Annotated in this window: 20 protein-coding genes; 15 read left to right on the top strand and 5 right to left on the bottom strand. The window is 70.2% G+C overall.

All coding sequences use genetic code 11. From position 1 onward, the window contains the following. Positions 1 to 24: 24 nt before the first annotated feature. Together ACQ1RG_RS14735 and ACQ1RG_RS14730 are read right to left on the bottom strand one after the other, a co-directional pair. On the bottom strand, positions 25 to 1,161 hold the full coding sequence (locus ACQ1RG_RS14735; protein WP_009379968.1) for a polyprenyl synthetase family protein: 1,137 nt from the start codon (positions 1,159 to 1,161) through the stop codon (positions 25 to 27). Continuing rightward, complete coding sequence (locus ACQ1RG_RS14730; RefSeq protein WP_081591034.1) at positions 1,158 to 1,667, bottom strand: hypothetical protein; 510 nt, start codon at positions 1,665 to 1,667, stop codon at positions 1,158 to 1,160. Before ACQ1RG_RS14730 ends, ACQ1RG_RS14735 begins: the two co-directional genes overlap by 4 nt. A 75-nt stretch (positions 1,668 to 1,742) precedes the next feature. Between ACQ1RG_RS14730 and dinB the strand changes: the two genes are divergently transcribed. The 3 genes from dinB to ACQ1RG_RS14715 all read left to right on the top strand — a co-directional run bounded on the left by dinB (position 1,743) and on the right by ACQ1RG_RS14715 (position 4,347). After that, positions 1,743 to 2,981, top strand: a complete 1,239-nt coding sequence (gene dinB / locus ACQ1RG_RS14725; RefSeq protein WP_009379966.1) for a DNA polymerase IV — start codon at positions 1,743 to 1,745, stop codon at positions 2,979 to 2,981. A gap of 232 nt (positions 2,982 to 3,213) precedes the next feature. Continuing rightward, the gene (locus ACQ1RG_RS14720) at positions 3,214 to 3,627 is read left to right on the top strand and encodes a DUF3040 domain-containing protein (RefSeq protein ID WP_009379965.1); all 414 of its coding nucleotides are present in this window, start codon (positions 3,214 to 3,216) and stop codon (positions 3,625 to 3,627) included. 96 nt (positions 3,628 to 3,723) lie between these two features. Further along, positions 3,724 to 4,347 carry a YdcF family protein gene (locus ACQ1RG_RS14715; RefSeq protein WP_009379964.1) on the top strand — a complete coding sequence of 208 codons (624 nt, stop codon included), beginning with the start codon at positions 3,724 to 3,726 and terminating at the stop codon, positions 4,345 to 4,347. On the opposite strand, the gene ACQ1RG_RS14710 is transcribed toward ACQ1RG_RS14715, so the two are convergent. Genes ACQ1RG_RS14710 through ACQ1RG_RS14700 form a run of 3 tightly spaced genes read right to left on the bottom strand, consistent with a single transcriptional unit; the run spans position 4,331 to position 8,872 of the window. Continuing rightward, the gene (locus ACQ1RG_RS14710) at positions 4,331 to 6,766 is read right to left on the bottom strand and encodes a transglutaminaseTgpA domain-containing protein (protein WP_238614755.1); all 2,436 of its coding nucleotides are present in this window, start codon (positions 6,764 to 6,766) and stop codon (positions 4,331 to 4,333) included. The two genes, ACQ1RG_RS14715 and ACQ1RG_RS14710, sit on opposite strands and share 17 nt — an antisense overlap. Continuing rightward, complete coding sequence (locus tag ACQ1RG_RS14705) at positions 6,730 to 7,878, bottom strand: DUF58 domain-containing protein (RefSeq protein WP_009379962.1); 1,149 nt, start codon at positions 7,876 to 7,878, stop codon at positions 6,730 to 6,732. Before ACQ1RG_RS14705 ends, ACQ1RG_RS14710 begins: the two co-directional genes overlap by 37 nt. A 4-nt stretch (positions 7,879 to 7,882) precedes the next feature. Next, a complete protein-coding gene (locus tag ACQ1RG_RS14700) occupies positions 7,883 to 8,872 on the bottom strand; it encodes an AAA family ATPase (RefSeq protein WP_063250842.1) in 990 nt (329 codons plus the stop codon). 455 nt (positions 8,873 to 9,327) lie between these two features. Between ACQ1RG_RS14700 and mraZ the strand changes: the two genes are divergently transcribed. From mraZ to ACQ1RG_RS14640, 12 genes are all read left to right on the top strand, one after another. Further along, a complete protein-coding gene (gene mraZ, locus ACQ1RG_RS14695; protein WP_040342214.1) occupies positions 9,328 to 9,759 on the top strand; it encodes a division/cell wall cluster transcriptional repressor MraZ in 432 nt (143 codons plus the stop codon). A gap of 171 nt (positions 9,760 to 9,930) precedes the next feature. Further along, on the top strand, positions 9,931 to 10,893 hold the full coding sequence (gene rsmH / locus ACQ1RG_RS14690; protein ID WP_063250878.1) for a 16S rRNA (cytosine(1402)-N(4))-methyltransferase RsmH: 963 nt from the start codon (positions 9,931 to 9,933) through the stop codon (positions 10,891 to 10,893). Next, positions 10,890 to 11,435 carry a hypothetical protein gene (locus ACQ1RG_RS14685; RefSeq protein WP_101623679.1) on the top strand — a complete coding sequence of 182 codons (546 nt, stop codon included), beginning with the start codon at positions 10,890 to 10,892 and terminating at the stop codon, positions 11,433 to 11,435. The genes rsmH and ACQ1RG_RS14685 overlap by 4 nt, the downstream gene beginning before the upstream one ends. 82 nt (positions 11,436 to 11,517) lie before the next feature. After that, positions 11,518 to 13,281, top strand: coding sequence for a peptidoglycan D,D-transpeptidase FtsI family protein (locus ACQ1RG_RS14680; protein WP_063250877.1), 1,764 nt, complete (start codon positions 11,518 to 11,520; stop codon positions 13,279 to 13,281). Beyond that, complete coding sequence (locus tag ACQ1RG_RS14675; RefSeq protein WP_063250876.1) at positions 13,278 to 14,819, top strand: UDP-N-acetylmuramoyl-L-alanyl-D-glutamate--2,6-diaminopimelate ligase; 1,542 nt, start codon at positions 13,278 to 13,280, stop codon at positions 14,817 to 14,819. The genes ACQ1RG_RS14680 and ACQ1RG_RS14675 overlap by 4 nt, the downstream gene beginning before the upstream one ends. Before the next feature lies 1 nt (position 14,820). Next, positions 14,821 to 16,287 (top strand): UDP-N-acetylmuramoyl-tripeptide--D-alanyl-D-alanine ligase, encoded by a 1,467-nt coding sequence (locus ACQ1RG_RS14670; protein WP_063250875.1) that lies wholly within the window; start codon positions 14,821 to 14,823, stop codon positions 16,285 to 16,287. Continuing rightward, positions 16,284 to 17,375, top strand: coding sequence for a phospho-N-acetylmuramoyl-pentapeptide-transferase (gene mraY / locus ACQ1RG_RS14665; RefSeq protein WP_201671067.1), 1,092 nt, complete (start codon positions 16,284 to 16,286; stop codon positions 17,373 to 17,375). Before ACQ1RG_RS14670 ends, mraY begins: the two co-directional genes overlap by 4 nt. After that, positions 17,365 to 18,912: a UDP-N-acetylmuramoyl-L-alanine--D-glutamate ligase gene (gene murD / locus ACQ1RG_RS14660; RefSeq protein WP_095376571.1), complete on the top strand. Its 1,548-nt coding sequence runs from the start codon at positions 17,365 to 17,367 to the stop codon at positions 18,910 to 18,912. Before mraY ends, murD begins: the two co-directional genes overlap by 11 nt. 1 nt (position 18,913) lies before the next feature. Continuing rightward, the gene (gene ftsW / locus ACQ1RG_RS14655; RefSeq protein ID WP_430600191.1) at positions 18,914 to 20,368 is read left to right on the top strand and encodes a putative lipid II flippase FtsW; all 1,455 of its coding nucleotides are present in this window, start codon (positions 18,914 to 18,916) and stop codon (positions 20,366 to 20,368) included. A 1-nt stretch (position 20,369) separates the two neighbouring features. Then, a complete protein-coding gene (locus ACQ1RG_RS14650; protein WP_009379931.1) occupies positions 20,370 to 21,470 on the top strand; it encodes a UDP-N-acetylglucosamine--N-acetylmuramyl-(pentapeptide) pyrophosphoryl-undecaprenol N-acetylglucosamine transferase in 1,101 nt (366 codons plus the stop codon). Positions 21,471 to 21,472: 2 nt separating this feature from the next. Continuing rightward, a complete protein-coding gene (murC, locus tag ACQ1RG_RS14645; RefSeq protein WP_009379929.1) occupies positions 21,473 to 22,873 on the top strand; it encodes a UDP-N-acetylmuramate--L-alanine ligase in 1,401 nt (466 codons plus the stop codon). 5 nt (positions 22,874 to 22,878) lie between these two features. After that, positions 22,879 to 23,625, top strand: coding sequence for a cell division protein FtsQ/DivIB (locus ACQ1RG_RS14640; protein WP_009379927.1), 747 nt, complete (start codon positions 22,879 to 22,881; stop codon positions 23,623 to 23,625). The last annotated feature ends 134 nt before the right edge of the window (positions 23,626 to 23,759 follow it).

Genomic DNA, 23,759 nt, shown 5'->3' with positions numbered 1-23,759 from the left:
CCTCGGCGCAGAGCTCTCAGCGGCTCAGCGCTGCCGGTAGCTCAGCGTCTCCGCGAAGGACGTCAGCCGCGTCCGTGCCCCCTCGCCGAGGTCGAACGCCGCCCCGTTGCCGCCTGACCAGGCGCTGAGCTCGCTCAGCGCCGCAGCGTGCCGGTCGGCGATGATCTCCTCGAGGGCGTCGAGTCCGCCGACCTCCCGGAGCATCGCGACTGTCTCCGCCACCGTCTCCGCGCTCAGCGTCGGATCGCCGAGGCGGGAGGCGAGCAGGTCCGCCTGCTCCCTGTCCATCCGGCGCAGGCTCTCTGCGATGAGGACCGTCCGCTTGCCCTCGCGGATGTCGTCGCCTGCGGGTTTGCCTGTCGCGCTCGGGTCGCCGACGACGCCGAGGACGTCGTCGCGCAGCTGGAACGCCTGCCCGAGCGGCAGGCCGAAGCGGGAGAGCGCGGCGAGCTGCGCGTCGTCGGCCCCGCCGAGCGCGGCCCCGAGGAGCAGCGGCTGCTCGACGGAGTACTTCGCCGATTTGAAGCTGAGCACCTCCCACGCCCGCTCGCCGATGCGGGCGTCGTCGAGGGGGATAACCTCGGCGCGGACGTCGAGGAACTGCCCGACCATGACGTCCCGGCGCATCTGCGCGCGCAGACGCTGCGCGGGGACGGAGGCGCCGAGGCGGTCCTGCGCGGACTCGAAGAGCTCCTCGCTCAACGCCAGACAGATGTCGCCGATGACGATCGCGGCCGAGACCCCGAAGGCCTCGCCGTCGCCCTCGTAGCCGAGCGAGGCATGGAGGGACTCGAACTGCCGGTGCAGGGCCGGAGCCCCGCGGCGGGTGTCCGAATGATCGATGACGTCGTCGTGGATGAGGGCCGCGGCGTGGAGAAGCTCGAGGGAAGCGGCTGCCTCGGCGAGCCCGGTGCGCGCCTGGGACCCCGGGGTCAGCTCGCTGCCGGCGGCCAGCTGGAAGCCCCACCACAGGAGGACGGGTCGGATCCGCTTGCCGCCGCGGGTGTAGGCGATGAGCGAGTCGCCGATCTCGGCGGTGTCCGGGGAGATGGCCGCGAACTCGGCGGCCTTCGCTCGGAGGAAGCCTTCGATTCCGGCGGCCGCCTCGGCGGCGATGTCAGCGGGAGCGTCGAGGGACTCGACGCGGTCGGCTGAGATCACGGAGCGATGTTCCCGCCGAGGGAGACGATCGAGGCCTTGGGATCGTCCGGGTCGTCGCTGACGGTGATGACGAGGACGCCGTCGTTGTCCTTGTGCCGGAAGTTGACGACCTGCGCGGACTTCGTCATCGACTCCTTGCCGAAGGTCTCGAAGCCGGCCTTCTCGAGCCGGTCGGTGTAGAAGGAGATGATGTCCTTCGGTTCGGCCTGCGCGCGCATGACGAGGCTCACGGCGTCGAGTTCGCCCGATTCGGCGGCCGCGCGCGAGCTCGAGATCACCTCGGCGTCGGGGTAGGGCTCCATGAAGTCGGGGAGCTCGACCTCCTCCTCCGCAGCCGTCTCCGTCGGGGCCGGAGACCCGGTGGGGTCGGCGGACTGCGTGCCCGCCGGGGTGGTCGATGCCTCGCTCGGCGAGGCGTCCGGCGTCGACCCGGACTGGCCGGTGCAGCCGGTGAGAGCGAGGCCCAAGGCGAGAGTCAGCGTCGTGACAGTCCTGCGCGATACCATGTCTGACAGATTACCCGCAGACCCCGCAGGAGCCGAACCCGCCGGTTCGGACCGCGATCGAGCCATGGGTGGGACATGAGCCGCAAACAGCTGGCCCGCTCCGGCGGTGACCTCGAGCATCTCGGCACGGACGACACCGGTGCGACGATGCTCCACCTCGACATGGACTCGTTCTTCGTCTCCGTCGAACTCCTCACCCGTCCCGAACTCGTCGGCCGTCCCGTCATCGTCGGCGGGCGGGCCGGCCGCGGCGTCGTCGTCTCCGCGAGCTACGAGGCCAGGGAGTTCGGCGTCCACGCCGCGATGCCGATGTCCCGGGCGATGGGCCTGTGCCCCGTCGCCGAGGTGATCCCGCCCTCCCACGGCCTCTACTCCGCGTACTCGAAGCAGGTCTTCGAGCTCGTCGCCCAGGTCACCCCCGACTGCCACCAGGTCAGCGTCGACGAGGCCTACATCGACGTCTCCGGGGCGGTGCGGCGCCTCGGCTCCCCGGTGGCGATCACCTCGGCGCTGCGCGCGGAGATCGAAGCGCGCACGGGCCTGAGCGCCTCCGTCGGCATCGCCGGCTCCCGGGTGGTCGCGAAGCTCGCCTCGGCGCGGGCGAAGCCGCACGGCCAGCTCCTCGTCCCGCTCGCCGCGACGCAGACGTTCCTCGACCCGATGCCGATCGAAGCGCTGCCGGGGGTGGGGGAGAAGACCCGCATCGGGTTCGCAAAATACGGGATCCGGCTCATCGGCGACCTCGCGGCCATGGACGAGGCCTGGGTCGGGCGGGTGTTCGGGGCGCACGGACACCACCTGTGGCGCAGCGCCCACGGACTCGACTCGCACGGCATGGACCGGCAGGTCAAGGACCGCTCGATCAGCGCCGAGCACACCTTCGGCGCCGACATCTGGGACGTCTCCGAACTCGAGCACGAGCTCCTGCGCCTCTGCGACAAGGTCGCCCACCGGGTGCGGGCCGAGGAGAAGGTCGCGACGACCCTCGGGCTCAAATACCGTCTCGACGACTTCACGACCCTGTCGCGGTCGATCACGCTCGAGGCGCCCACGGACCTCGCCCGGGAGATGTACGAGGCGCTGCGGCCGGCGCTCACCGGGCTGCGCGAGCAGCGTCAGCGGGGGGTTAGGCTGCTCGGGGTCAGGGCCGCCGGGCTCATGGACTTCGCGGTCAGCGGACGACAAGCCCGCTTGGACGAACCCGAGCATGCGGGGAGGGAGGCGGAGATGGCGCTCGACGACGTGCGCCGGCGCTTCGGGACCGATGCGATCTCCCAGGCCTCACTGCTGCGTAGGCACCCCAGGCCGCGCTGAGGACGGGGCGGGAACCGAGTACGGCGGCTGGCCTGGGAGAACGTCGAGGCCCCTCGACCCGGCCGCGGCACCGGGGCCGCAGCGCCGGTCTGCAGCCCTGCGGAGACGGGCGTGCGGACGAGTCTGTGGACGGGATGGGAATACCGCCGTCGCCCCCGTTCCCGAGATGTTTTTTCAGTGTTCAGAGACTATGATTGAGGCACAGGCCAGAGTAAGGAAACGGGGGTTCGACATGCCACTCTCCGATCACGAACAGCAGCTTCTCGATCAGTTGGAGAAGCAGCTGCGCAGCGAAGACCCCCGGTTCGCACGCAACATCTCGGAGACCCAGGCCGCTGTCAGCGGTCCCGGGTTCTCGGCGAAGCGCTTCGTCGTGGGCATCCTCGTCGCGCTCCTCGGTCTCGCCGCAACGATCTTCGCGATCTCGATGGTCAACCAGGCCGTCGCCTGGATCGCCCTCGGCGTGGTCGGCTTCGGCCTCATGGTCGCCGGCATGTACTGGGCGTTCAGCCGTCCCGGTCGCATCGGAGGCGGGGCGAAGGGCTCCACGGGTGCGGCGGCGCCGAAGTCGAACGCGAAGGGCTCCTCCGGCGGCTTCATGAGCCGGATCGAGGACCGGTGGGAGAAGCGCCAGCGCGGCGAATGACCGACCGCTGAGACACCGAATGCCAACCGAATGCGCTCCCAGCCGGGGGCGCATTTCTGCTGTCCCTGCCGGATCCTCCCGGGGGAGGAACGACTCGTGCGCACAGCCGCAGCACTGACCTCGGCCGGGGTGATCGCCGCGATCGGCGTCGTCGCCTTCGGTGAGCTCTCCAGCTGGGCCGCCAGCCGGCGAGGGTTCCCGCGGAGCGGGTCGGAGACGTCGGAAGGCGCCACCGATCCGTCGGCGTCGCACGCCGTCCTCGTCCTCGGGTACCGCAACCCGGGTCCACGGGCGAACGCGATCAACCGCTTCCGGGTGCGCGCAGGCGTGCGCTCGGTCGATCCGGAAGCCGCGGAGTCCGCGCTCGTGCTCTCCGGCGGCGCGGTCGCAGGAGCGCTCCCCGAAGCCGAACTCATGCGCCGGTACGCCCGCGACGAGCTCGGCTTCACCGGTGCCATCCGCCTCGAGACGGCAAGCACGAGCACGAAGGAGAACATCGAGCAGGCGATCCCGCTCCTCGAGGAGGCGACGAGCATCGCCGTCGTCTCGACGTCCCACCATGCCCTCAAGGCACGGATCTGCCTGCGGCGGCTGCGCCCCGACCTCGCCGAGCGCCTCGTCCGCGGCGGCGACTACCGCCTCGGGGAGCTGTGGTGGGTCAAACCCGTCGAAGCGGTCCTCGGACGCCGGAGCCTCCGGAGGCTCACTTCGGCGGGCTGAAGATGCTCGCCGGCCAGATCTTCGCCCGGATCCGTGCGCCCGGCGTCGCATGCTCGGACAGGTCGGTCTGCACCTCGTCGACGACCGCACGGGCCTCGGCGTCAGAGACGTCGACCGGCTGCGCACCGTAGCGCTTGGCCTCGAGGGCGTCGATGAACCCGGCCAGCGCGGTGTCGCGGCGGCCTCCGTCAGGGCCCGAGGGCACCGGTCGGCGCAGGGCGTCGAGTCCGCCCGCAGGGGCGAGTCTGCCGTCGGGGCGCGCGGTCGCGCTGTCGGGTCCGGCAGTCGCACCGTCGGGTCCGGGGCCGGGCCCAGGCCCGCCCGTCGCCGGGTCCCCGGCGGTTGGCCCGGCATCCCCCGGAGCGGCGCCGGCGACTGCCGGACCTCCGGCGAGGACGAGCTCGTCGTGGCGCAGGGTGCGGCTCGGGTCGAGGCTCTGCCCGTAGTCGGTGGCCAGTGCCCTGATCTCCGTCCACACCCGTTCGACGTCGACGGGTGAGCCGGTGCGGCGGCTGCGCAGAAGCATCCGCCAGATCGCGGGGATCGCGAGCAGGAGGAGGACGAGCGCGGCGATGACCAGGGCCCAGACGATCGTCGAGTAGTCCGCCGACGCCGGCTGGGCGGCCGCGTCGGTCTCCTCGGTCGTCGGCTCCTCGGTCTCGGCCGGAGCCGTCTCGGCAGCCGACTCCGTCGGCTCCTCTGTCGGCGAGGCCGACTCCTCGGTCTCCTCGTCGGTGCTCTCACTGCTGCCGTCGGCGAGCGTCCACGCCGGCGGGGCGCCGGCCGGTCCGCCGGGCGTCGGTTCGAAGCGGACCCAGCCGGCGCCCTCGAAGTAGAGCTCGGGCCACGCGTGCGAATCCTGCATGGACACTTCGTACCCGTCGCCGGATTCGGTGCCTCCGGCGAAGCCGACGCCGATCCGGGCGGGGATCCCCATGGTCCGCGCCATGATCGTCATCGCCGAGGAGAACTGGACGCAGTAGCCCTTCTTCTCGGTGAGGAAGTCGGAGATCGCATCGCCGCTGGCCTGTTCGGGAGCGTCGAGCGAGTACTCGAACTCACCGCTGCGGAAGTACGCCTGGAGGAGCACAGCCGCCTCCCACTGGTTGCTCGCCCCGGCTGTGACGTCCTCCGCGGTCTGCTGCACGCTCGGGGGCAGGCTCGCGGGCACTTCGAGCTCGGTCTCGAACTGGCTCGAGTTCACCGGAGTCGCCGTCCTCAGATCCTCGACGTTGGGGGTGATCGAGAGGTACTCCATCGAGTACTGCTGACCTGCTGAGCGCTCACCGTTGCCGACGATCGTCAGCGACTCCTCGTCGTAGATCCACCGGCGGTTGAGTCCCTGGGGCTGCTGCGGCGCATAGGGAGTCGGCAGGTACTGCTGGTCGTAGTCGCCGATCGTGACGTCGATGCGCTCTTCGGTGTAGCCGTTGTTGCGCGGCAGCCCCTCCGGCCACGGCAGCCCTTCCGAGGCGATCGCGAACTGGTCGAGGCCGAACGGCGTCGGGGCCCACGTCTGTCCGTCGAACGAGTTGACCGAGGTCAGCCGGATCGGCTCCGGCTCCTCCGCCGTCGTCGTGTAGGAGAACAGCGTCGAGTCGTCCCGGTCACCGAGGTCGGAGCGCAGGTCGAGGAACGGATTCGTCACCGTGAGGTCGCCCTGGTTGTTCGAGGCCCGGTCCGGCAGGGTGGGGACCGTCGGCAGGATCGTGGGCAGACCGATGCCGAGGATGACGGCGACCGCTCCGGCGACGAGCGCGGTGAGTCCGCCCCGCCACTTCGCCGCCGGGAAGTACGGACTGAGGATGAGGAGGAGGAAGGCCGCGAGCACTGCGGCGATGTGCCACCAGCGGACCTCGGCGGGGGCGAAGAAGACGGGGATCATCCACAGCACGAGCAGGAGCACACCGGAGACCTTGGGCGCGCGCAGGTCGGAGACGAGGCCGTCGATGAGGATCGTGATGAGTGTGAAGGCGATCGTGAGCATCGCGGTGAAGCCGGGTGTGCTCGCCGCCGGCGGCGTCGAGGCGTAGAGGTCGCTCACCCCGGAGGAGAGCAGGTCGATGACGGCGACGAACGAATCACCGGTGGGGATGACCCCGAAGAGCATCGTGTCGGGCACGCAGAGGATGAGGACGGCGTAGACGCCGGCGACGCACTGGGCGATGACGGCGGTGCCGGTGGCCCGCAGTCCGGCGATGCTGCGGAAGATCGCGCCGACGGCGACGATGAGGGCGACGGCGACGAGGACCGGCGGCAGCCAGCCCAGGTCGGAGAAGACCGCGGAGAGACCGATCGCCGTGAGCACCATGGCGACGAACACGGCGAGGGACTCGAACCAGGTCGAGGACTTCGCCTCGGTGGTCTGGGCGAGGTCGGCGGTCATCGGATCACCCGTTTCGTCTCGAAGGTCGTCCACGATTCCGGAAGGTCCTCGCTGAGGCCGAGCATCGTCATGTCGTCGATCTCGGAGAGGCTGCGGACCGTGATGGGGATCCGCCGGGAGAAGTGCGCGGCCATCGCCTCGGCGCGGGAGTCGTCGGCGGCGCAGATGACGACGTGGTTGGGATCGTCATGGGCGGGCAGCTCGGCCCGCCCGGGTTCGATGAGCGCGGTGAGCAGGCGCAGTCGGTCGACGTCCTTCTGCCCGCGGAACCTGATCTCGTGTCCCGGAGCGACGACGCAGACCTCGTAGTCGGCGCGGAGGAAGGCGACCCCGGCGGCTGCCGCGGCGGCGATGAGGAACTCGGTCTCGAGCTCGTCGGGCGCCTGCTCCGGACGATCGAGGTCGATGACGATGAGCGCGTGGAGCGTCTCCTCCTCGGCCTCGTGGCGGACCATGAGCTCCCCGGACTTCGCGGTCGTCGGCCAGTGCACGTGCCGGAGGTCGTCGCCGGGCACGTACTCCCGGGTGTGGAAGTCGCGGGTGGTGTGCCCGGAGCGGATCTTCCCCTCGTCGAGGCGGGCGGGCCGGTTCGCCGATTCGCGGGGGATGCGCGCGCCGAGCGTCGGCACAGCCACGGCGATGGGGAACGACCCGAGGACCTTCTTCTTCGCCGTGACGAGCCCGAAGGGCCCGGCGACGGTGATGAGCACCGACTCGATGCCGCTGACCCCGCGTCGTCCGGGGGTGAAGGAGGTGAGCACGGTCTGCGAGCGACCGCCGGCCAGCGGCGGGACCTCCCCGACGGTGGAATCGCCGAATCCGTCGGCGGCGATGAAGTCGATCGTCGAGGACGGCACCGCGAGGTGGCCGGTGTTCGTCACCACCGCGTCGAGTTCGACCTCCTTGCCTTCGGGCGCCAGGGGGTACCGGTCGCCGCCGGGCCGGAGCCGGACCTCGGGCAGGGGGGTGCGCAGGCTCACCGAGATCCGCCGGGTGCCCCACCCGATGAGCGCCGCGGAGAGGAGCACGAGGGCGAGGAGGAGCAGGCCGGCGGGGAGCAGACCGGGCAGGGCGAACCGGTAGGCGCCGACGATGAGCGCGGCACCGGCGATGATGAAGATGATTCCCGAGGTGCTCAGTCGCATGCCGTCACTGATTCGCAGAGACGGGGACCCGCTGGAGGACACGGCCGATGAGTTCGGCCGCGAGCTCGGAGTCGTCGCCGTCGCGGGGGATGATGCGGTGGGCGAGGATGTACGGCGCGAGTGCCTGGATGTCGTCGGGGGTGACGAAGGTGCGGCCCGACAGTGCTGCGCGCGCCTTCGCCGCACGGAGCAGGTGGACGCCGCCGCGGGGCGATGAGCCGAGCAGGATCGCCTGGTCGTTGCGGCTGGCCTGGAGGATCGCGACGATGTACTCGCGCAGCTCGCGGCTGGCACCGACGTGACGGACGATGTCGCGGGCCTGTCCGACCTGTTCGAGGCTCGTGACCGCCTGTGCCGCGGCGAGCGGGTCGTGCTCGATCTGATTGTCGAGCAGATCGACCTCGTCGGCCGTCGCCGGGTAGCCGAGCGAGAGTCGGGTCATGAAGCGGTCGCGCTGGGCCTCGGGCAGGGCGTAGGTGCCCTCCATGTCGATGGGGTTCTGCGTGGCGACGACGATGAACGGCGACGGCATCCTGTGCGTCTCCCCGTCGATCGTCGCCTGACCCTCGGCCATGCACTCGAGCATCGCCGACTGGGTCTTGGGGGAGGCGCGGTTGATCTCGTCGGCGATGACGATGTTCGCGAAGACCGGGCCGCGCCGGAACTCGAAGTGGCGGGTCTCCTGATTGAACAGGTTGACCCCGACGACGTCGGTGGGCAGAAGGTCGGGCGTGAACTGGATGCGGCGGACCGAACCGTCGACGACCTTGCCCATCGCACGGGCCAGGAGCGTCTTGCCGACGCCGGGCACGTCCTCGAGGAGGACATGGCCGCCGGCGAGGAGGGCGATGAGGGAGAGGCCGACGGCTTCGTCCTTGCCCTCGAGCACGGAGTTCATCGCCGTGCGGGCGCGGGACGTCAGCTGCTGAACCCATTCGATGTGCTCGGTGCCGATGACGGAGTTGGTCTGCGTGGCTTCCTGGCTGGTCGACATGCGTCCATTCTTCCCTATCCCGCCCCCGGCATCCATTCGGGCGCCTCTCAGGAACTCTGCGGTCGCCGTCGACCTCGCCCCACTCCGCTCCCCGGCCCTGCCCACACGCCTCCCGGCGGGTCTCCACTTCCCTCCCCACCTTCCTCTACCGCCCGCCCCACTTCGCTCCACCGACCGCCCCACTTTCCTCCCCACTGCCCTCCACCTCGGCGGTCAACCCCGGAAATCCGGGGATCACGGACCCTGACACCCCCGCCGAGGCGGCCCATCCCACCGGGAGACGAGCACCGTCGAACGCGCCGATGGGAAATTTTCTCCACTTTCCTCCACCGGTCTGACCTGGGATTTCATTGGCTCTGGAGAGGAAGTGGGGGGAATGTGCTGGATGATGTGGAGGGAAGTGGAGTAGGGTGGTTGCTATCGGAGCCGATTGGTTTCGAAAGGGGTGAGACGACATGTTCTTGGGCACTCATATGCAGAAGCTCGACGACAAGGGTCGCCTCATCCTGCCCGCAAAGTTCCGTGACGAGCTCTCGCCAGGACTCGTTCTCACCCGTGGCCAGGAGAACTGCCTCACCCTGTTCCCCACCACGGAGTTCGAGGCCGAGCACGAGCGGATCCAGAACGCGCCGAAGACGAACAAGGAGGCACGCGACTACCAGCGCGTGTTCCTGTCGGCGGCCTTTGCGGATCAGCCGGACAAGCAGGGGCGCATCACCGTCCCGCACATACTGCGGCAGTACGCATCGCTCGATCGGGAGGTCGCAGTGATCGGCATGGGCAACCGAGTCGAGATCTGGGACGCACCGACGTGGGAGGAGTACCTCGTGGGAGCGCAGCAGGCCTTCGCCGAACGCGAGAACGAGGTGATCCCCGGAGTGATCTGATCCTGCTCGGGTTCGATCCTTGCCCGCCGTGTGCTGAGATTCGGGGCACTTCCCCGGTTCCGAAGCTCACCCGTCCTGACACACTTCCCCGGTGCCAGGGCCGCGGCGGACAAGGTTCCGACTCCAGCAGGGCACCGAGACCAGAGACGACCACGCACGAAGGACTCCACCATGAACGCACAGCATGTGCCAGTGCTCCTCGAGCGCGTGGTCGAGCTCCTCGGCGTCGGCGTCGCCGCCGCCCGCGACCAGGGGCGCACCCCCGTCATCGTCGACGGCACCCTGGGCATGGGCGGCCACGCCGAGGCGGTGCTCCGGGCCTTCCCCGACGTCCACCTCGTCGGCATCGACCGCGACCTCGAGGCCATCGCCATCGCGACGAAGCGGCTGGCCCCCTTCGCCGAGCGCACCGACATCGTCCACGCCGTCGACGACGAACTGCCGCGCGTCCTCGCCGACCTCGGCATCGAGGCGATCAGCGGCATCCTCCTCGACCTCGGCGTCTCCTCCCTCCAGCTCGACGAGGACGACCGCGGCTTCTCCTACTCCCGTCCCGCCCCGCTGGACATGCGCATGGACCAGAGCCGGGGGAGGACCGCCGCCGAGGTGCTCGCGACCTATCCCGAAGCCGAACTGCGGCGCATCCTGCGCGAGTACGGCGAGGAGAAGATGGCCGGGAAGATCGCGAAGATCATCGTCACTGACCGTGAGACGACCCCGTGGGAGACCTCCGATCAGCTCGCGGCGATGCTCGCCCGCGTCCTGCCCGAGGGCAAGAAGCGCTCCCACCCGGCGAAGCGGACGTTCCAGGCGCTGCGGATCGAGGTCAATGACGAACTCGGCGTGCTCCGCACTGCCCTGCCGGCCGCGCTGGAAGCGCTCCACGTCGGGGGAGTGGCCGTCATCGAGTCCTATCAGTCGCTCGAGGACACGATCGTCAAGCGGATCTTCCGAGCCGGCACCGTCAGCCAGGCGCCGCCGGACCTGCCCGTCGTGCCCGAGCACCTGCAGCCGTGGCTGCGCGAGATCGTGCGCGGAGCCGAAGTCGCCGACGACGAGGAAGCCGAGACCAACCCTCGCGCGAAGAGCGTGAGGCTGCGCGCCGTTGTCAAGATCAGGGAGGACCAGCAGTGAGCCACGCACACGCCGTCGCCGGAGCACCTCAGCGCCGCAGGCAGGAGACCCCCGCATCGTCTCCGCGGCTGCGCCTGCTCAAGTTCGAGCTGCCGAAGTCGAAGCTGCCGTTCTCGCTGCTCTGCATCGGGATCCTCGTCGCCACCCTCGTCGCCGTCCTCCTCCTCAACATCTTCATCTCGAACACCTCGTATGAGATCGAGCGGCTGGGAGCGGAGAAGGAGAAACTCGCCGAGGAGAAGGACCGCCTCGTCGAGGACAACTCCTACCGCGAGTCCCCGCAGAACATCGCCAAGGCCGCCGAGGAGCTCGGCCTCGTCCGCGACACCTCCCCGGAGTTCCTCGACGCGAAGACGGGCAAGGTCATCGACGCCCCGCCGATCGACGAGTCCGGTGAGAAGAAGCCGACAGTCGTCCCCGGCCCGCGCGCCGATACCAGGGAGGACCTCCGACCCAATCTACGATCGGATGAGAAGCTTCCCGTCGTCGGCGGAAGCCCGGGCAAGGACATCGCACCCCCCGCACAGAAGTCCCCGAACTGATCCTCGCCCGCTCGGGGCGGGGGAGCCCCGCAGCCGGGCCGGCGCCCGGAGACAGAGACGAGCCACGAGGTAAGGACGAGGCATGGCCCCACGAGCGCGCAAGGCGAAGGCACCCAACCTGCGCCGTCGGATCGCCGTCGTCGCGATCCTCTCCGTGATCGTCCTCGTCGTCACCGGCGTCCGCCTCGTCTCCATCCAGGGCATGGACTCGATGAAGCTCGCGGAGAAGGCACTGGCCAACCGCCTCGTCACCCGCACCCTGCCCGCCGACCGGGGACAGATCGTCGCCGCCGACGGCACGGTGCTCGCCGACAGCGTCTCCCGCTATCAGCTCGTCGTCGACCAGAAGAACGTCGCCCAGTACAAACGGGACGGCAAGCTGCTCGGAGCGTGGGGGGCCGCCGAGGCGCTCGCCGGACCGCTCAACACCGACCCGGGCCTGCTCTACCCCGAACTCGTCGGCGACAAGCGGTGGAACCCGGTGGCCAAGGGCCTGACCTCGGAGACCTGGCGGGAGATCGAGGCCCTTGACATCCTCGGCATCTCCGCCGAGGAGTACGCGGTCCGCTCCTATCCCTCCGGCGGGGTCGCCGGCAACCTCGTCGGCTTCCTCAGCTCCGACGGCCCGGCCCAGGCCGGCCTCGAACTCGCCTACGACGAGCAGCTCTCGGGCCGTGACGGGCAGCAGCAGTACGAACGCGGCGCGCGCGGGGACATCATCCCCCTCGGCGACAACAACATCCGCGCGGCCAAGGACGGCGACGGCATCCGCACGACGATCAACCCGTCCGTCCAGTACTACGCGCAGCAGGCGATCGCCGAACAGGTGAAGAAGCACAAGGCCGAGTCGGGATCGGTCGTCATCAAGGAGATCAAGACCGGCAAGATCCTCACCGCCGCCGATGCCCCGAGCGTCGACCCGAACAATCCGGGCAAGGTCGACGGCGCCGACCGCGGGTCGCGCATCTTCACCGACGTCTTCGAGCCCGGGTCGACGGCGAAGATGGTCACCGCCGCAGCGCTGCTCGACCAGGGCCTCGTCACCCCGGACCAGGAGTTCACGGTCCCCGACACGTGGAAGGCACCCAACGGCGAGGAGTTCCGCGATTCCTCACCCCACCCCGACCAGAAGCTCACGTTCGCCGGCATCCTCGCCGAATCCTCGAACACCGGAACGATCCTCGCCGGTCAGGCGCTCACCGAGGCGCAGCGGTATGAGTACATGAAGCGCTTCGGCTTCGGATCGGCATCGGGCATCGGCTTCCCTGCCGAGACCGGCGGCATCCTCCACCCCTATCAGGACTGGGACGGGCGGACGAAGTACACGGTGATGTTCGGACAGGGCATGGCGGCGAACGCGATCCAGACCACCGATGTCATCGCGACGATCGCCAACGGAGGAGTCGACGTGCCCTCCCGCCTCGTCGACGGCACGATCTCTCCATCGGGCAGGACGATCCCTCTCCCCGCCGACGAACCGAGACGGGTGGTCAGTGAGAAGGCCGCCGACCAGACGCTGGCGATGCTCGAGGGCGTCGTCGCCGAGGGCACCGGACAGTCCGCGCAGGTCTCCGGCTACCGCGTCGCCGGCAAGACGGGCACCGCGCAGGCCCCGTCCGCCGAAGGCGGCGGCTACGACGGCTACACCGCGTCCTTCGTCGGAGTCATCCCCGCCGAGGACCCCCAGTTCGCGATCTCCGTGACGTTGCAGCGCCCGCGGAAGGGCTACTACGGTGGTACCGCCGCCGCGCCCGTGTTCTCCGATGTCGCCGGCTTCGTGATGCGGCACTACAAGATCCCCCCGTCGTCGACGGACCCGAACCTGCCTGCTCGAGAATGGAAATGATGCGCATCTCCCAGCTGCTCCCCGCGGCCCCCGGCACGATCCACGGAGACCCCGACCGTGAGGTCTCGGGCGTCTCCCACGACTCGCGCACGGTCGCCCCGGGGCAGCTCTACGCCGCCCTGCCGGGGTCGAACGTCCACGGCGCCCGCTTCGCCCCCGACCTCATCGCCGCAGGCGTGAGCGCGATCCTCACCGATCCGGTCGGCTGGCGGCTCATCGCCGAGGCGGTCGACCCGGACGCCCTCGCCGCGGTCACCGGCCTCGTCGTCGACGACCCCCGGGCCGTGCTCGGCTTCGTCTCCGCCGCCGTCTACGGCACCGACGTCCGCCCCGAGCTCCTCGGCGTCACCGGGACCAACGGGAAGACGACGACGACCTACCTGCTCGCGGGCATGCTCGAGGCCCTCGGACGGCGCACCGGCGTCATCGGCACCGTGGCGACCCTCATCGACGGCACCGCCGTGCCGGCCGTGCGCACCACTCCCGAGGCACCTGAGCTCCACGCCCTGTTCGCGAAGATGCGCGCCGCCGACGTCGACACGTGCGCGATGGAGGTCTCCTCGCACGCGCTGAGCCAGCACCGCGTCGACGGCGCCCACTTCGCCGTCGCCGGGTTCACGAACCTCTCCCAGGACCACCTCGACTTCCACCATTCGATGGACGAGTACTTCGCGGCCAAGGCCGCGCTCTTCACCCGCGCCTTCGCCGACCGGGCCGTCATCGTCATCGAGGACGAATGGGGCGAGCGGATGGCCGCGGCCGCGCAGATCCCCGTGACCACCCTCGGCCGCGACGACCGCAGCCGGCTGCGGATCGACCACACACCCGGCGAATCCGACTTCAGCCTCCGCCTCGGCGAGGGAGAGACCATTCCGCTGCGCTCACCGCTGCCGGGGGACTTCAACGTCACGAACACCGCACTCGCGGCCGCGATGCTCGTCGAATCCGGGATCCCGGCGACCGAGCTGAGCGCGATCGGGCGGACGTTCACCGCCGCCGTCCCCGGACGCATGGAGGTCATCGGCATCGCCGAGGACGCAGCGCACGAGCTTCCGCGGGCGATCGTCGACTACTCCCACACGCCCGATGCGATCGCGAAGGCCCTCGCCTCGCTCGACGCCGACAGCGACGAGCTCGTCATCGTCGTCGGCGCCGGCGGCGATCGCGACCCCGGCAAGCGCCACGGAATGGGTGCGGCCGCGGCACGCGGGGCCGATGTGATCGTTCTCACCGACGACAACCCGCGCAGCGAGGACCCCGCGGCCATCCGGGCCGCCGTCAGGGCGGGAATCGATGCCGAGATCGCTGCGGGAGGCGCGCGTGTGAAGAAGGTCATCGAAATCGGCGATCGCGGCGAGGCCATCGACAAGGCGATCGCCTCCGCGAGCCCCGCGACCACAGTGCTCATCGCGGGCAAGGGCCATGAGACGGGCCAGTCGGCGGGCGGCGTCGTCACCGAATTCGACGACCGCTCGAGGACACGCTCAGCGCTGACCGCGCGACTCGGGCGCCCCGAAACAGGTAAAGTTCACAGTTGATATGAAGCGACTGAGTGCAGCCGAGATCGCAACCGCCGTCAACGGCGAGTTGTACGGCATCGACCCCGAATCCCTGTTGAGCGCCGGAGTCGTCACCGACTCCCGCGAAGTCGGCCCCGGTGACATCTACGTCGCCCGCCGCGGAGAGAACTTCGACGGCATCGAGTTCGCCGCCGCCGCCGTGGAGGCCGGTGCCGCGCTCGTCATCGGCGAATCCGTCCCCACCGTCGACGACAGCCCGCTGCCGACGGTCCTCGTCGCCGACGCCACCGAGGCGCTCGGGCAGCTCGCCCGCCGCAGCGTCGAAGCGCTGCGTGAGACCGGGGAGCTGCGCGTCATCGCCATCACCGGCTCGGTCGGCAAGACCACCGTCAAGGACCTCACCGCCGATCTCCTCGCCGGTGCCGGCCCGACGGTGTGGCCCCCGAACTCGTACAACAACGAGGTCGGCGTCCCGCTCACCGCGTTGCGCGCCGACGAGGAGACGCAGTTCCTCGTCCTCGAGATGGGCGCTCGCTCGATCGGCAACCTCGCCTACCTCACGAGCCTCATCCGGCCCGACATCGCCGTCGAACTCGCCGTGGGCACCGCCCACTCGGGCGTGTTCGGTTCGATCGACAACACGGCCCGGGCGAAGGCCGAACTCGTCGAATCGCTCGTCGCGGGCTCGACGGCGGTGCTCAACGCCGACGACTCCCGCGTCGCGGCGATGCGCGAGGTGCTCGCCGCAGACGTCGAGACGCTGTGGTTCTCCCAGCGGGAATCCCTGCCCGAATGGGTCGGTGCCGACGACCGCATCGTCCGCGCGACCGGGATCTCCACCGACTCCTCCGGCCACCCCTCGTTCGCCCTCCATCTGCCCGGCGAGGAGCCGCAGGAGGTGCGTCTCGCGCTCGTCGGCGAGCACCACGTCGGCAACGCCCTGGCCGCGGCCGCCGTGGCCTTCGCCTGCGGAGTCGGGGTGAAGTCGATCGTCACCACGCTCGCGACCTCCTCGGCGGCGAGCCGCTGGCGGATGGAGCTCATCGACTCGCCCTCGGGCGTGACCGTGCTCAACGACGCCTACAACGCCAACCCGGAGTCGATGCGCGCCTCGCTCAAGACGCTCGCGGCGATGGGCCGCGGCGACGAGGACAGCCGCCCCCGCCGGACCTTCGCCGTGCTCGGCGAGATGCTCGAACTCGGCGACGAGAGCGTGTCCGCGCACTCCGACATCGGCGAACTCGTCGTCCGGCTCAACATCACCCGCACCATCGTCGTCGGCGAGGGGGCGAAGCCGATCTTCAACGCCGCCAACCTCGAAGGCTCGTGGGGCAACGAGGCGACCTGGGTCGCCACCGTCGCCGAGGCCAAGGACCTGCTCGGCGCCGAACTCGCCCCTGGTGACATCGTCCTGTTCAAGTCCTCCCGCGACGCCGGTCTGCGGTACCTCGGGGACGACATCGCCGGCGTCTCGGGGGCCCAATGATCGCGGTTCTGCTCGCAGCCTGTGTCAGCCTCTTCCTCGCGCTCGTCGGCACCCCGCTGTTCATCCGGGTCCTCGTCAAGCGCGGCTACGGGCAGTTCGTCCGCGATGACGGTCCGACCACGCATGCGACGAAGCGCGGCACCCCGACGATGGGCGGCGTCGTCATCATCGGCGCCGCGATCATCGCCTACCTGCTCGGCCACCTCCTCACCGGCTCGGTGCCCACCGCCTCGGGACTCCTCGTCCTCTGGCTCGCCGCGGGCCTCGGCGTCGTCGGCTTCCTCGACGACTTCATCAAGATCAAGAAGCAGCGCTCGCTCGGTCTGCGGCCGGTGCCGAAGCTGCTCGGGCAGGCCTTCGTCGGCATCTCCTTCGCCGTCCTCGCCCTCCAGTTCCCCAACGCCTTCGAAGAGACCCCGGCGTCGACGAAGATCTCCTTCATCCGCGACACCAACCTCGACCTCGCCTTCGCCGGCGGCGTCCTCGGCCTCATCCTCTTCGTCATCTGGGCGAACCTCATCGTCACGGCCGTCTCGAACGCCGTCAACCTCACCGACGGACTCGACGGTCTCGCCGCGGGCGCCTCGGCGGTCGTCTTCGCCGCCTACGTCGTCATCGGCACGTGGCAGTCGACGCAGAACTGCAACCTCATGTCCGAGGCGACGAACGCGTGCTACTACATGCGCGACCCCCGCGACCTCGCCATGGTCGCCGGCGCCATGGCCGCCGCGTGCTTCGGCTTCCTGTGGTGGAACACCTCACCGGCGAAGATCTTCATGGGCGACACCGGATCGCTGGCGATCGGCGGCGCGATCGCGGGTCTGGCGATCATGTCGCGCACCGAGCTGCTCCTCCTCGTCATCGGCGGACTCTTCGTCATCGTCACGCTCTCGGTGATCATCCAGGTCGCCTCGTTCAAGACGACAGGCAAGCGCGTCTTCCGGATGGCCCCGCTGCAGCACCACTTCGAACTCAAGGGCTGGGCCGAGGTGACGATCGTCGTCCGCTTCTGGATCATCGCCGCACTCTTCGTCATCGCCGGCATCTGCCTCTTCTACGCCGAATGGGTCGCCCGCGTTGGCCACTGACCCCGACCTGAACTATCCGCTCGCCGACCGGGTCCCCGCGGCCCTGTCCGGACCGAGTTCGTCCCTGGCCGGACTGCGGATCCTCGTCACCGGACTCGGCGTCACCGGCTTTCCCGCCGCCGTCCACCTCGGCGAACGCGGTGCCGAGGTCGTCGTCATCGACGGCGACACGACCCGCGACCTCAGCGAGAAGACCGAGATCCTCGAGGTCTTCGACGTCGACATCCGACGCGGACCGGCGGCAGTGGCGGACCTGCCCGAGGGACGGTTCGACCTCGTCGTCACCTCACCGGGCTGGAAGCCCGAGCAGCCCGTGCTCGCCGCGGCGATCGCCGCAGGGATCCCCGTCATCGGTGAGGTCGAGCTCGCCTGGCGCATCCGCGGGACCAACGACGCGAAATGGCTCGCGATCACCGGCACGAACGGCAAGACGACCACGACGACGATGCTCGAATCGATGCTGCTCGCCGCCGGGCTGCGCGCCCGGGCCTGCGGCAACATCGGCACGCCGCTGCTCGAAGCCGTCCTCGAACCCGGACTCGAGGTGCTCGCGATCGAACTCTCGAGCTTCCAGCTCCACTGGGAGTTCTCGATGTCGGCGACCTCCGCCGTCGTCCTCAACCTCGCCCCCGACCACATCGACTGGCACGGCAGCGCCGAGGCGTACGCCGCCGACAAGGCGAAGATCTACCACGACGTGTCCACCGCGTGCGTCTACAACGTCGCCGACGAGGCGACCCTGCGCATGGTCGAGGACGCCGACGTCGTCGCCGGGGCCCGGGCGATCGGCTTCACCACGGAGATCCCCCGCGCCGGTGAGCTCGGCGTCGTCGACGAGCTCCTCGTCGACCGGGCCTTCATCCCGCAGCGCTACACCGCCGCGGCCGAACTCGCCTCGCTCAGCGACGTCGCGCAGGCCGCCGGCACCCCGGGCAGACGACCCGCCGATCACCAGATCGCCAACGCCCTGGCCGCAGCGGCCCTTGCCCGCAGCATCGACGTGCCCGGTCAGGCGATCGCGCAGGGGCTGCGCGATCACGCCCCGGGCGCCCACCGGATGGTCACCGTCGCGGAGGCCGACGGGGTGAGCTGGGTCGACGACTCGAAGGCGACGAACACCCACGCCGCCGACGCCTCGCTGTCCAGCCTCGAGTCGATCGTCTGGATCGCCGGCGGCCTGCCGAAGGGCGCCGACTTCACCGATCTGCTCTCCCGGCACGGCCAGCGGCTCAAGTCCCTCGTCCTCATCGGCGCCGACGACACCGCGCTGCGCCAGGCGGCGATCGCGGCGGTCCCCGACCTCGAGATCGTGCGCATCGACCCGAATCTCGCCGACGACCCGAACGATCCCACCGTCGCCCCCCGTGAGCGGGGAGCTGCGGTCATGGACGCCGCGGTCGCCGCGGCAGTCGACATCGCCTCGGCCGGGGACACCGTGCTCCTCGCCCCGGCCGCCGCGAGCATGGACCAGTTCCTCGACTACACCACCCGGGGCGACCTCTTCGCCCGCGCCGTCCACGCCCGCACGGAGGCCTGACATGGGACGGCAGAGCACCGCGAAACCGGGAGCACGCCGACCGACGAGCTCCGCGGCAGCGCCCGCGAAGGCGGCAGCGCCCGCGAAGGCGGCAGGAACAGCGAAGGCGAAGCCGAAGCCGGCGAAGTCCGCGAAACCGAAGCGCACGAAGCCGGCGACCGCCTCGGCGAGGACCGCTTCGGCGACAGCGACGGCTGGCCGGACTCGCAGGCCCTTCCCCGGTCGCGGACTGCTGCGGGCGATCGGCGCCGAGTACTCCCGGGTGTCGGCCCACCCGCTCACGACCTACTACATCATCCTCATCTCCGTCGTCGCCCTCACCTGCCTCGGCCTCGTCATGGTGCTCTCGGCGTCCTCGATCACCTCGTACGACGGGGGAGAGGGCTCCTCGTTCGCCTACTTCAACAAGCAGGCGGGCTTCGCCGGCGTCGGCTTCGCGCTCCTCATCGCCGCCTCTTTCGTCCCACTGACCATGTGGAAGCGCCTGGCGTGGTGGGCGATGGGCCTCGGTGTTCTCATGCAGGCCGCCGTCTTCGTCCCTGGGCTCGGCAAGGCGACGAAGGGCAATGCGAACTGGATCCAGATCGGCGGCTTCCAGCTCCAGCCCTCGGAGTTCCTCAAGATCGCCCTCGCGGTGTGGCTCGGCTGCGTGCTCGCGAACAAGTTCGGGAAGATGACGACCTTCAGCCATGCGATGATCCCCGTCGTGCCCGGCATCGGCGCCGCCGTCGGCCTCGTCGTCGCGGGCAACGACCTGGGCACCGCGCTCGTCCTCATGGCGATGGCCCTGGCCTGCCTCTTCATCGGCGCCTTCCCCGGGAAGTACTTCGCCCTGCTCGCCCTCGGACTCGGCGCGGTCACTGCCTTCTTCGTCTTCAGCAGCGAGAACCGTCTCAACCGGCTGACCACGGTGATCACCGGTCACTCCGACCAGTCGGCGATCGACGTCACCGGTCAGGCCTGGCAGTCCAACCACGGACTCTTCTCCCTGGCCTCGGGAGGATGGTTCGGCGTCGGGCTCGGAGCGAGTCGCGAGAAGTGGTCGTGGCTGCCGGAGGCGCACAACGACTTCATCTTCGCGATCATCGGCGAGGAGCTCGGCCTCGTCGGCACGCTCGCCGTCATCCTCGTCTTCGCGATGCTCGCCTTCGGACTCATCCGGGTGATGATGCGCTCGACGAGCCTCTTCGTCAAGATCACCACGGCGGGCCTCTTCGCGTGGCTCATCGGCCAGGCGGCCATCAACATCGGCGTCGTCGCCGGCCTCCTGCCCGTCATCGGCCTCCCGCTGCCCTTCGTCTCCTACGGCGGATCGTCGATCATCGCCTCCCTCCTCGCCGTCGGCGTCCTCCTCTCCTTCGCCCGCACCGAAGAGGGAGCCGCCGAGGCGATCCGTGCCCACAAGGACCGTGTGCGGTCCTCCTTCGGCGTACTCGCGAAGAAAGTGAGGAAATGACGTGACGAGCATTCTCCTGGCCGGTGGCGGCACCACCGGGCACATCTCGCCGATGCTCGCGATCGGACGGGAGCTGCGGGAGTCCCTTCCCGAGACCGACGTCTTCGCGCTCGGCACCGACGACGGCCTCGAGACCAGGGTCGTGCCCGCCGCGGGCTTCGAGCTGCTGACGATCGAGAAGGTCCCCATGCCCAGGTCGCTCTCGGCCGGACTGCTGAGGTTCCCGAAGCGCTTCGCGGACAACATCGCAGCGGTCCGGGCCATCATCGCCGAGCGCGACGTCGCCGCCGTCGTCGGCGTCGGCGGGTACGTGTGCCCGCCGGCCTACCTTGCCGCGAAGCAGGCGAAGATCCCCATCATCATCCACGAGGCGAACGCGAAGCCGGGCATGGCCAACCGCCTCGGCGCGGTCCTCACCCGTCCCGGTCGGGTCGGGGTGACCTTCCCGGGGACGAAGCTGCGCGGCGCCGAGCTCGTCGGGATGCCCATGCCCGCCTCGATCGCCGAGCTCGACCGTGACGACCCGTCCGTGCGCGCGGCCGCCCGCGCCGCCCTCGGACTCACCGACGAGCGGCCCGTCCTCGTCGTCACCGGCGGATCCTCCGGAGCGCAGCGGATCAACGAGGCCTTCCAGGGCGCCGCCGCCGCGTGCCAGGCCGCCGGAGTCCAGGTCCTCCATATCACCGGGGCCGGCAAGGGCGAGGCCCTCCGGGAGGCGACCGCCGAGCTGCCCGACTACCACGTCGTCGACTACGTCGACGGGATGGACAAGGCGTACGCGGCCGCCGACCTCCTCGTCGCCCGGTCCGGGGCGGCCACCGTCGCCGAGGCCACCGTCGCCGGCGTTCCCACGATCTACGTCCCCCTGCCCATCGGCAACGGCGAGCAGCGCCTCAACGCCGCAGGCAGCGCCGAGGCCGGGGCCTCGCAGATCATCGACAACCAGGCGTTCACTTCCGCGACCGTCACCGACGTCGTCCTGCCCCTGCTCGCCGACCCCGACCGTCTGAGAGGGATGAGCAGGGCGGCACGCGCCCTGGACTACCCGACCGATGCCGCGGCCACCATGGCCCAGATCACCACGACCGCTCTGAGAGGTTGACCATGAGCACAGCTGAGATCGTCCCCGTCACCGAGCTCGGAGCCGTCCACTTCATCGGCATCGGCGGGTCGGGCATGTCCGGGATCGCCCGGATCATGGCGATGAACGGGGTGAGCGTGTCGGGATCGGACGCGAAGGAGTCCGCTGTCGTCGACATCCTCCGGGCCCTCGGTGCCCGCGTCGAGATCGGACACTCCGCCGACCACCTCGGCGAGGCCGACACCCTCGTCGTCTCCTCGGCGATCCGCGACGACAACCCCGAACTCGTCGCCGCGCGGGAGAAGGGGCTGCGGATCCTCCACCGCTCCGGGGCACTCGCCTCGCTCATGGCCGACTCGACCGCCGTCGCCGTCGCCGGCACCCACGGGAAGACGACGACGACGTCGATGACGACGGTGGCGCTGCAGGCCGCGGGCCTCGACCCGTCCTTCGTCATCGGGGGAGTGCTCTCGACGACGGGCACGAACGCCCACCTCGGCACCGGAGACGTCTTCGTCGCCGAGGCCGACGAATCCGACGGCTCGTTCCTCCTCTACGATCCCGCGATCGGCATCCTCACCAACGTCGAAGCCGACCACCTCGACCACTACGGCACCGCCGAGAACGTCCGGCAGGCCTTCATCGACTTCTGCGACGGGATCAGGGCGCGCGGGGGCACCGTCATCGCCTGCGCCGACGATCCCGGCTCCCGGGACGTCGCCGAGCACGCGCGTGCGACCGGCACCCGTGTCCTCCTCTACGGCACCGCCGAGGACGCCGACATCCGCATCGTCGACCTCGTCTCCGGACTCGGCTCGGAATTCTCGCTCCTCGTGCCCGGCCGCAGCGCACCGCTGCCGGTGGCGCTGCGCCAGCCCGGAGCCCACAACGCCCGCAACGCCACGGCCGCGATCGCCGTCGCCCACAGCCTCGGCGCCGACGTCGAACGCGCCGCCGCCGGACTCGCCGGATACGGAGGCACCCGCCGCCGCTTCGAGGAGCGGGGGCTCGCCGCGGGCGTGCGCGTCATCGACGACTACGCCCACCACCCCACCGAGGTCCGCGCGGTCCTCTCCGCGGCCCGCGGCGTCGTCGCCGACGACGGGCGGGTGTGGGCGATCTTCCAGCCGCACCTCTACTCCCGGACGATGGAGTTCAAGGCCGAGTTCGGTGAGGCCCTCGGACTCGCCGACGAGGTCGTCGTCCTCGACGTCTTCCCGGCCCGCGAGGACCCTGTGCCCGGGGTCACCGGCAACCTCATCGCCGAACGGGTGCCACATTCCCATGTGACGTTCCTCGAGTCGTTCTCCGACGCCGTACCGTTCGTCGCCGAACGCGTCCGCCCCGGAGACCTCGTGCTCACCGTCGGCGCCGGCGACGTGACGATCCTCGGTCCGGAGATCCTCGCCGCCCTGGAGAAGTGAGACCGGTGCCCCTGCAGCCCCCACGGGTCGGCGACGAGTCGACGGCGGACCTCACCGGGATCATCCGGGCCCGCCGCCGGGAGGTCTGGGCCAAGCGCCTGACCGTCCTCGGCAGCATCGCCGCCGTCCTCGCGCTCGCGGCCGTCGCCTGGTTCTCCCCGCTGCTCGCCCTCGGGTCGGTCTCCGTCGAGGGCTCCGAGCTCGTGGCCGGCGGGAAGGTCGCCGACTTCGTCGAGGCCGAGCACGGCGGCACCCCGCTGCCGCAGCTGCGCCTGTCCCGGATCGAAGCCGAGGTCCTCGAGAAGTTCCCCCGCGCCGAGGCGGCCGACGTCCGCTACTCCGGACCGCAGTCGATCTCGATCGCCGTCACCGACCGCACCCCGGTCATCGCGATCGCCGCGGGCGGCGGCTTCACCCTCTACGACGCCGAGGCCGTCGACCTCGGCACCGTCGACGAGGCGCCGAAGGGGCTGACCGTCCTCGAATCGGCCTCGCCGAACGAGGAGACGATCGCCGCGGTCGTCCGCTTCATGTCCTCGCTCAGCCCCGAGCTGCGCTCTCAGCTGAGCACGGTCGAGGCGAAGGGCAGCGAGGGACTGGCCGGCACCATCGACACGGGGGAGACGAAGGCCTCGGTCGTCTTCGGCGACGCGGAGAACGCGAGCCAGAAGATGCAGACGGCACTCCAGCTCGCCGCCGACGGACGCACCGAGATCGACGTGTCGGTGCCCTCCGTGCCGGTCACCGGCTGACGATTGGCCCCGACACACCGAGGCTGAGACTGGCCGATGTCCGACACTCCGGGGAGAATGGTTGCAGTGGTATCGCCCAGGCCAATAGCCTCAGGGCAGAGACTTCGAACAATGCACGCTTGAGACAGCGTGGA

The organism is Brevibacterium sp. K72 (genome assembly GCF_050562175.1).
Taxonomy (GTDB): domain Bacteria; phylum Actinomycetota; class Actinomycetes; order Actinomycetales; family Brevibacteriaceae; genus Brevibacterium; species Brevibacterium casei.
Note: the sequence above shows the minus strand (reverse complement) of the source record. Positions and strands in the feature narration are given on the sequence as shown.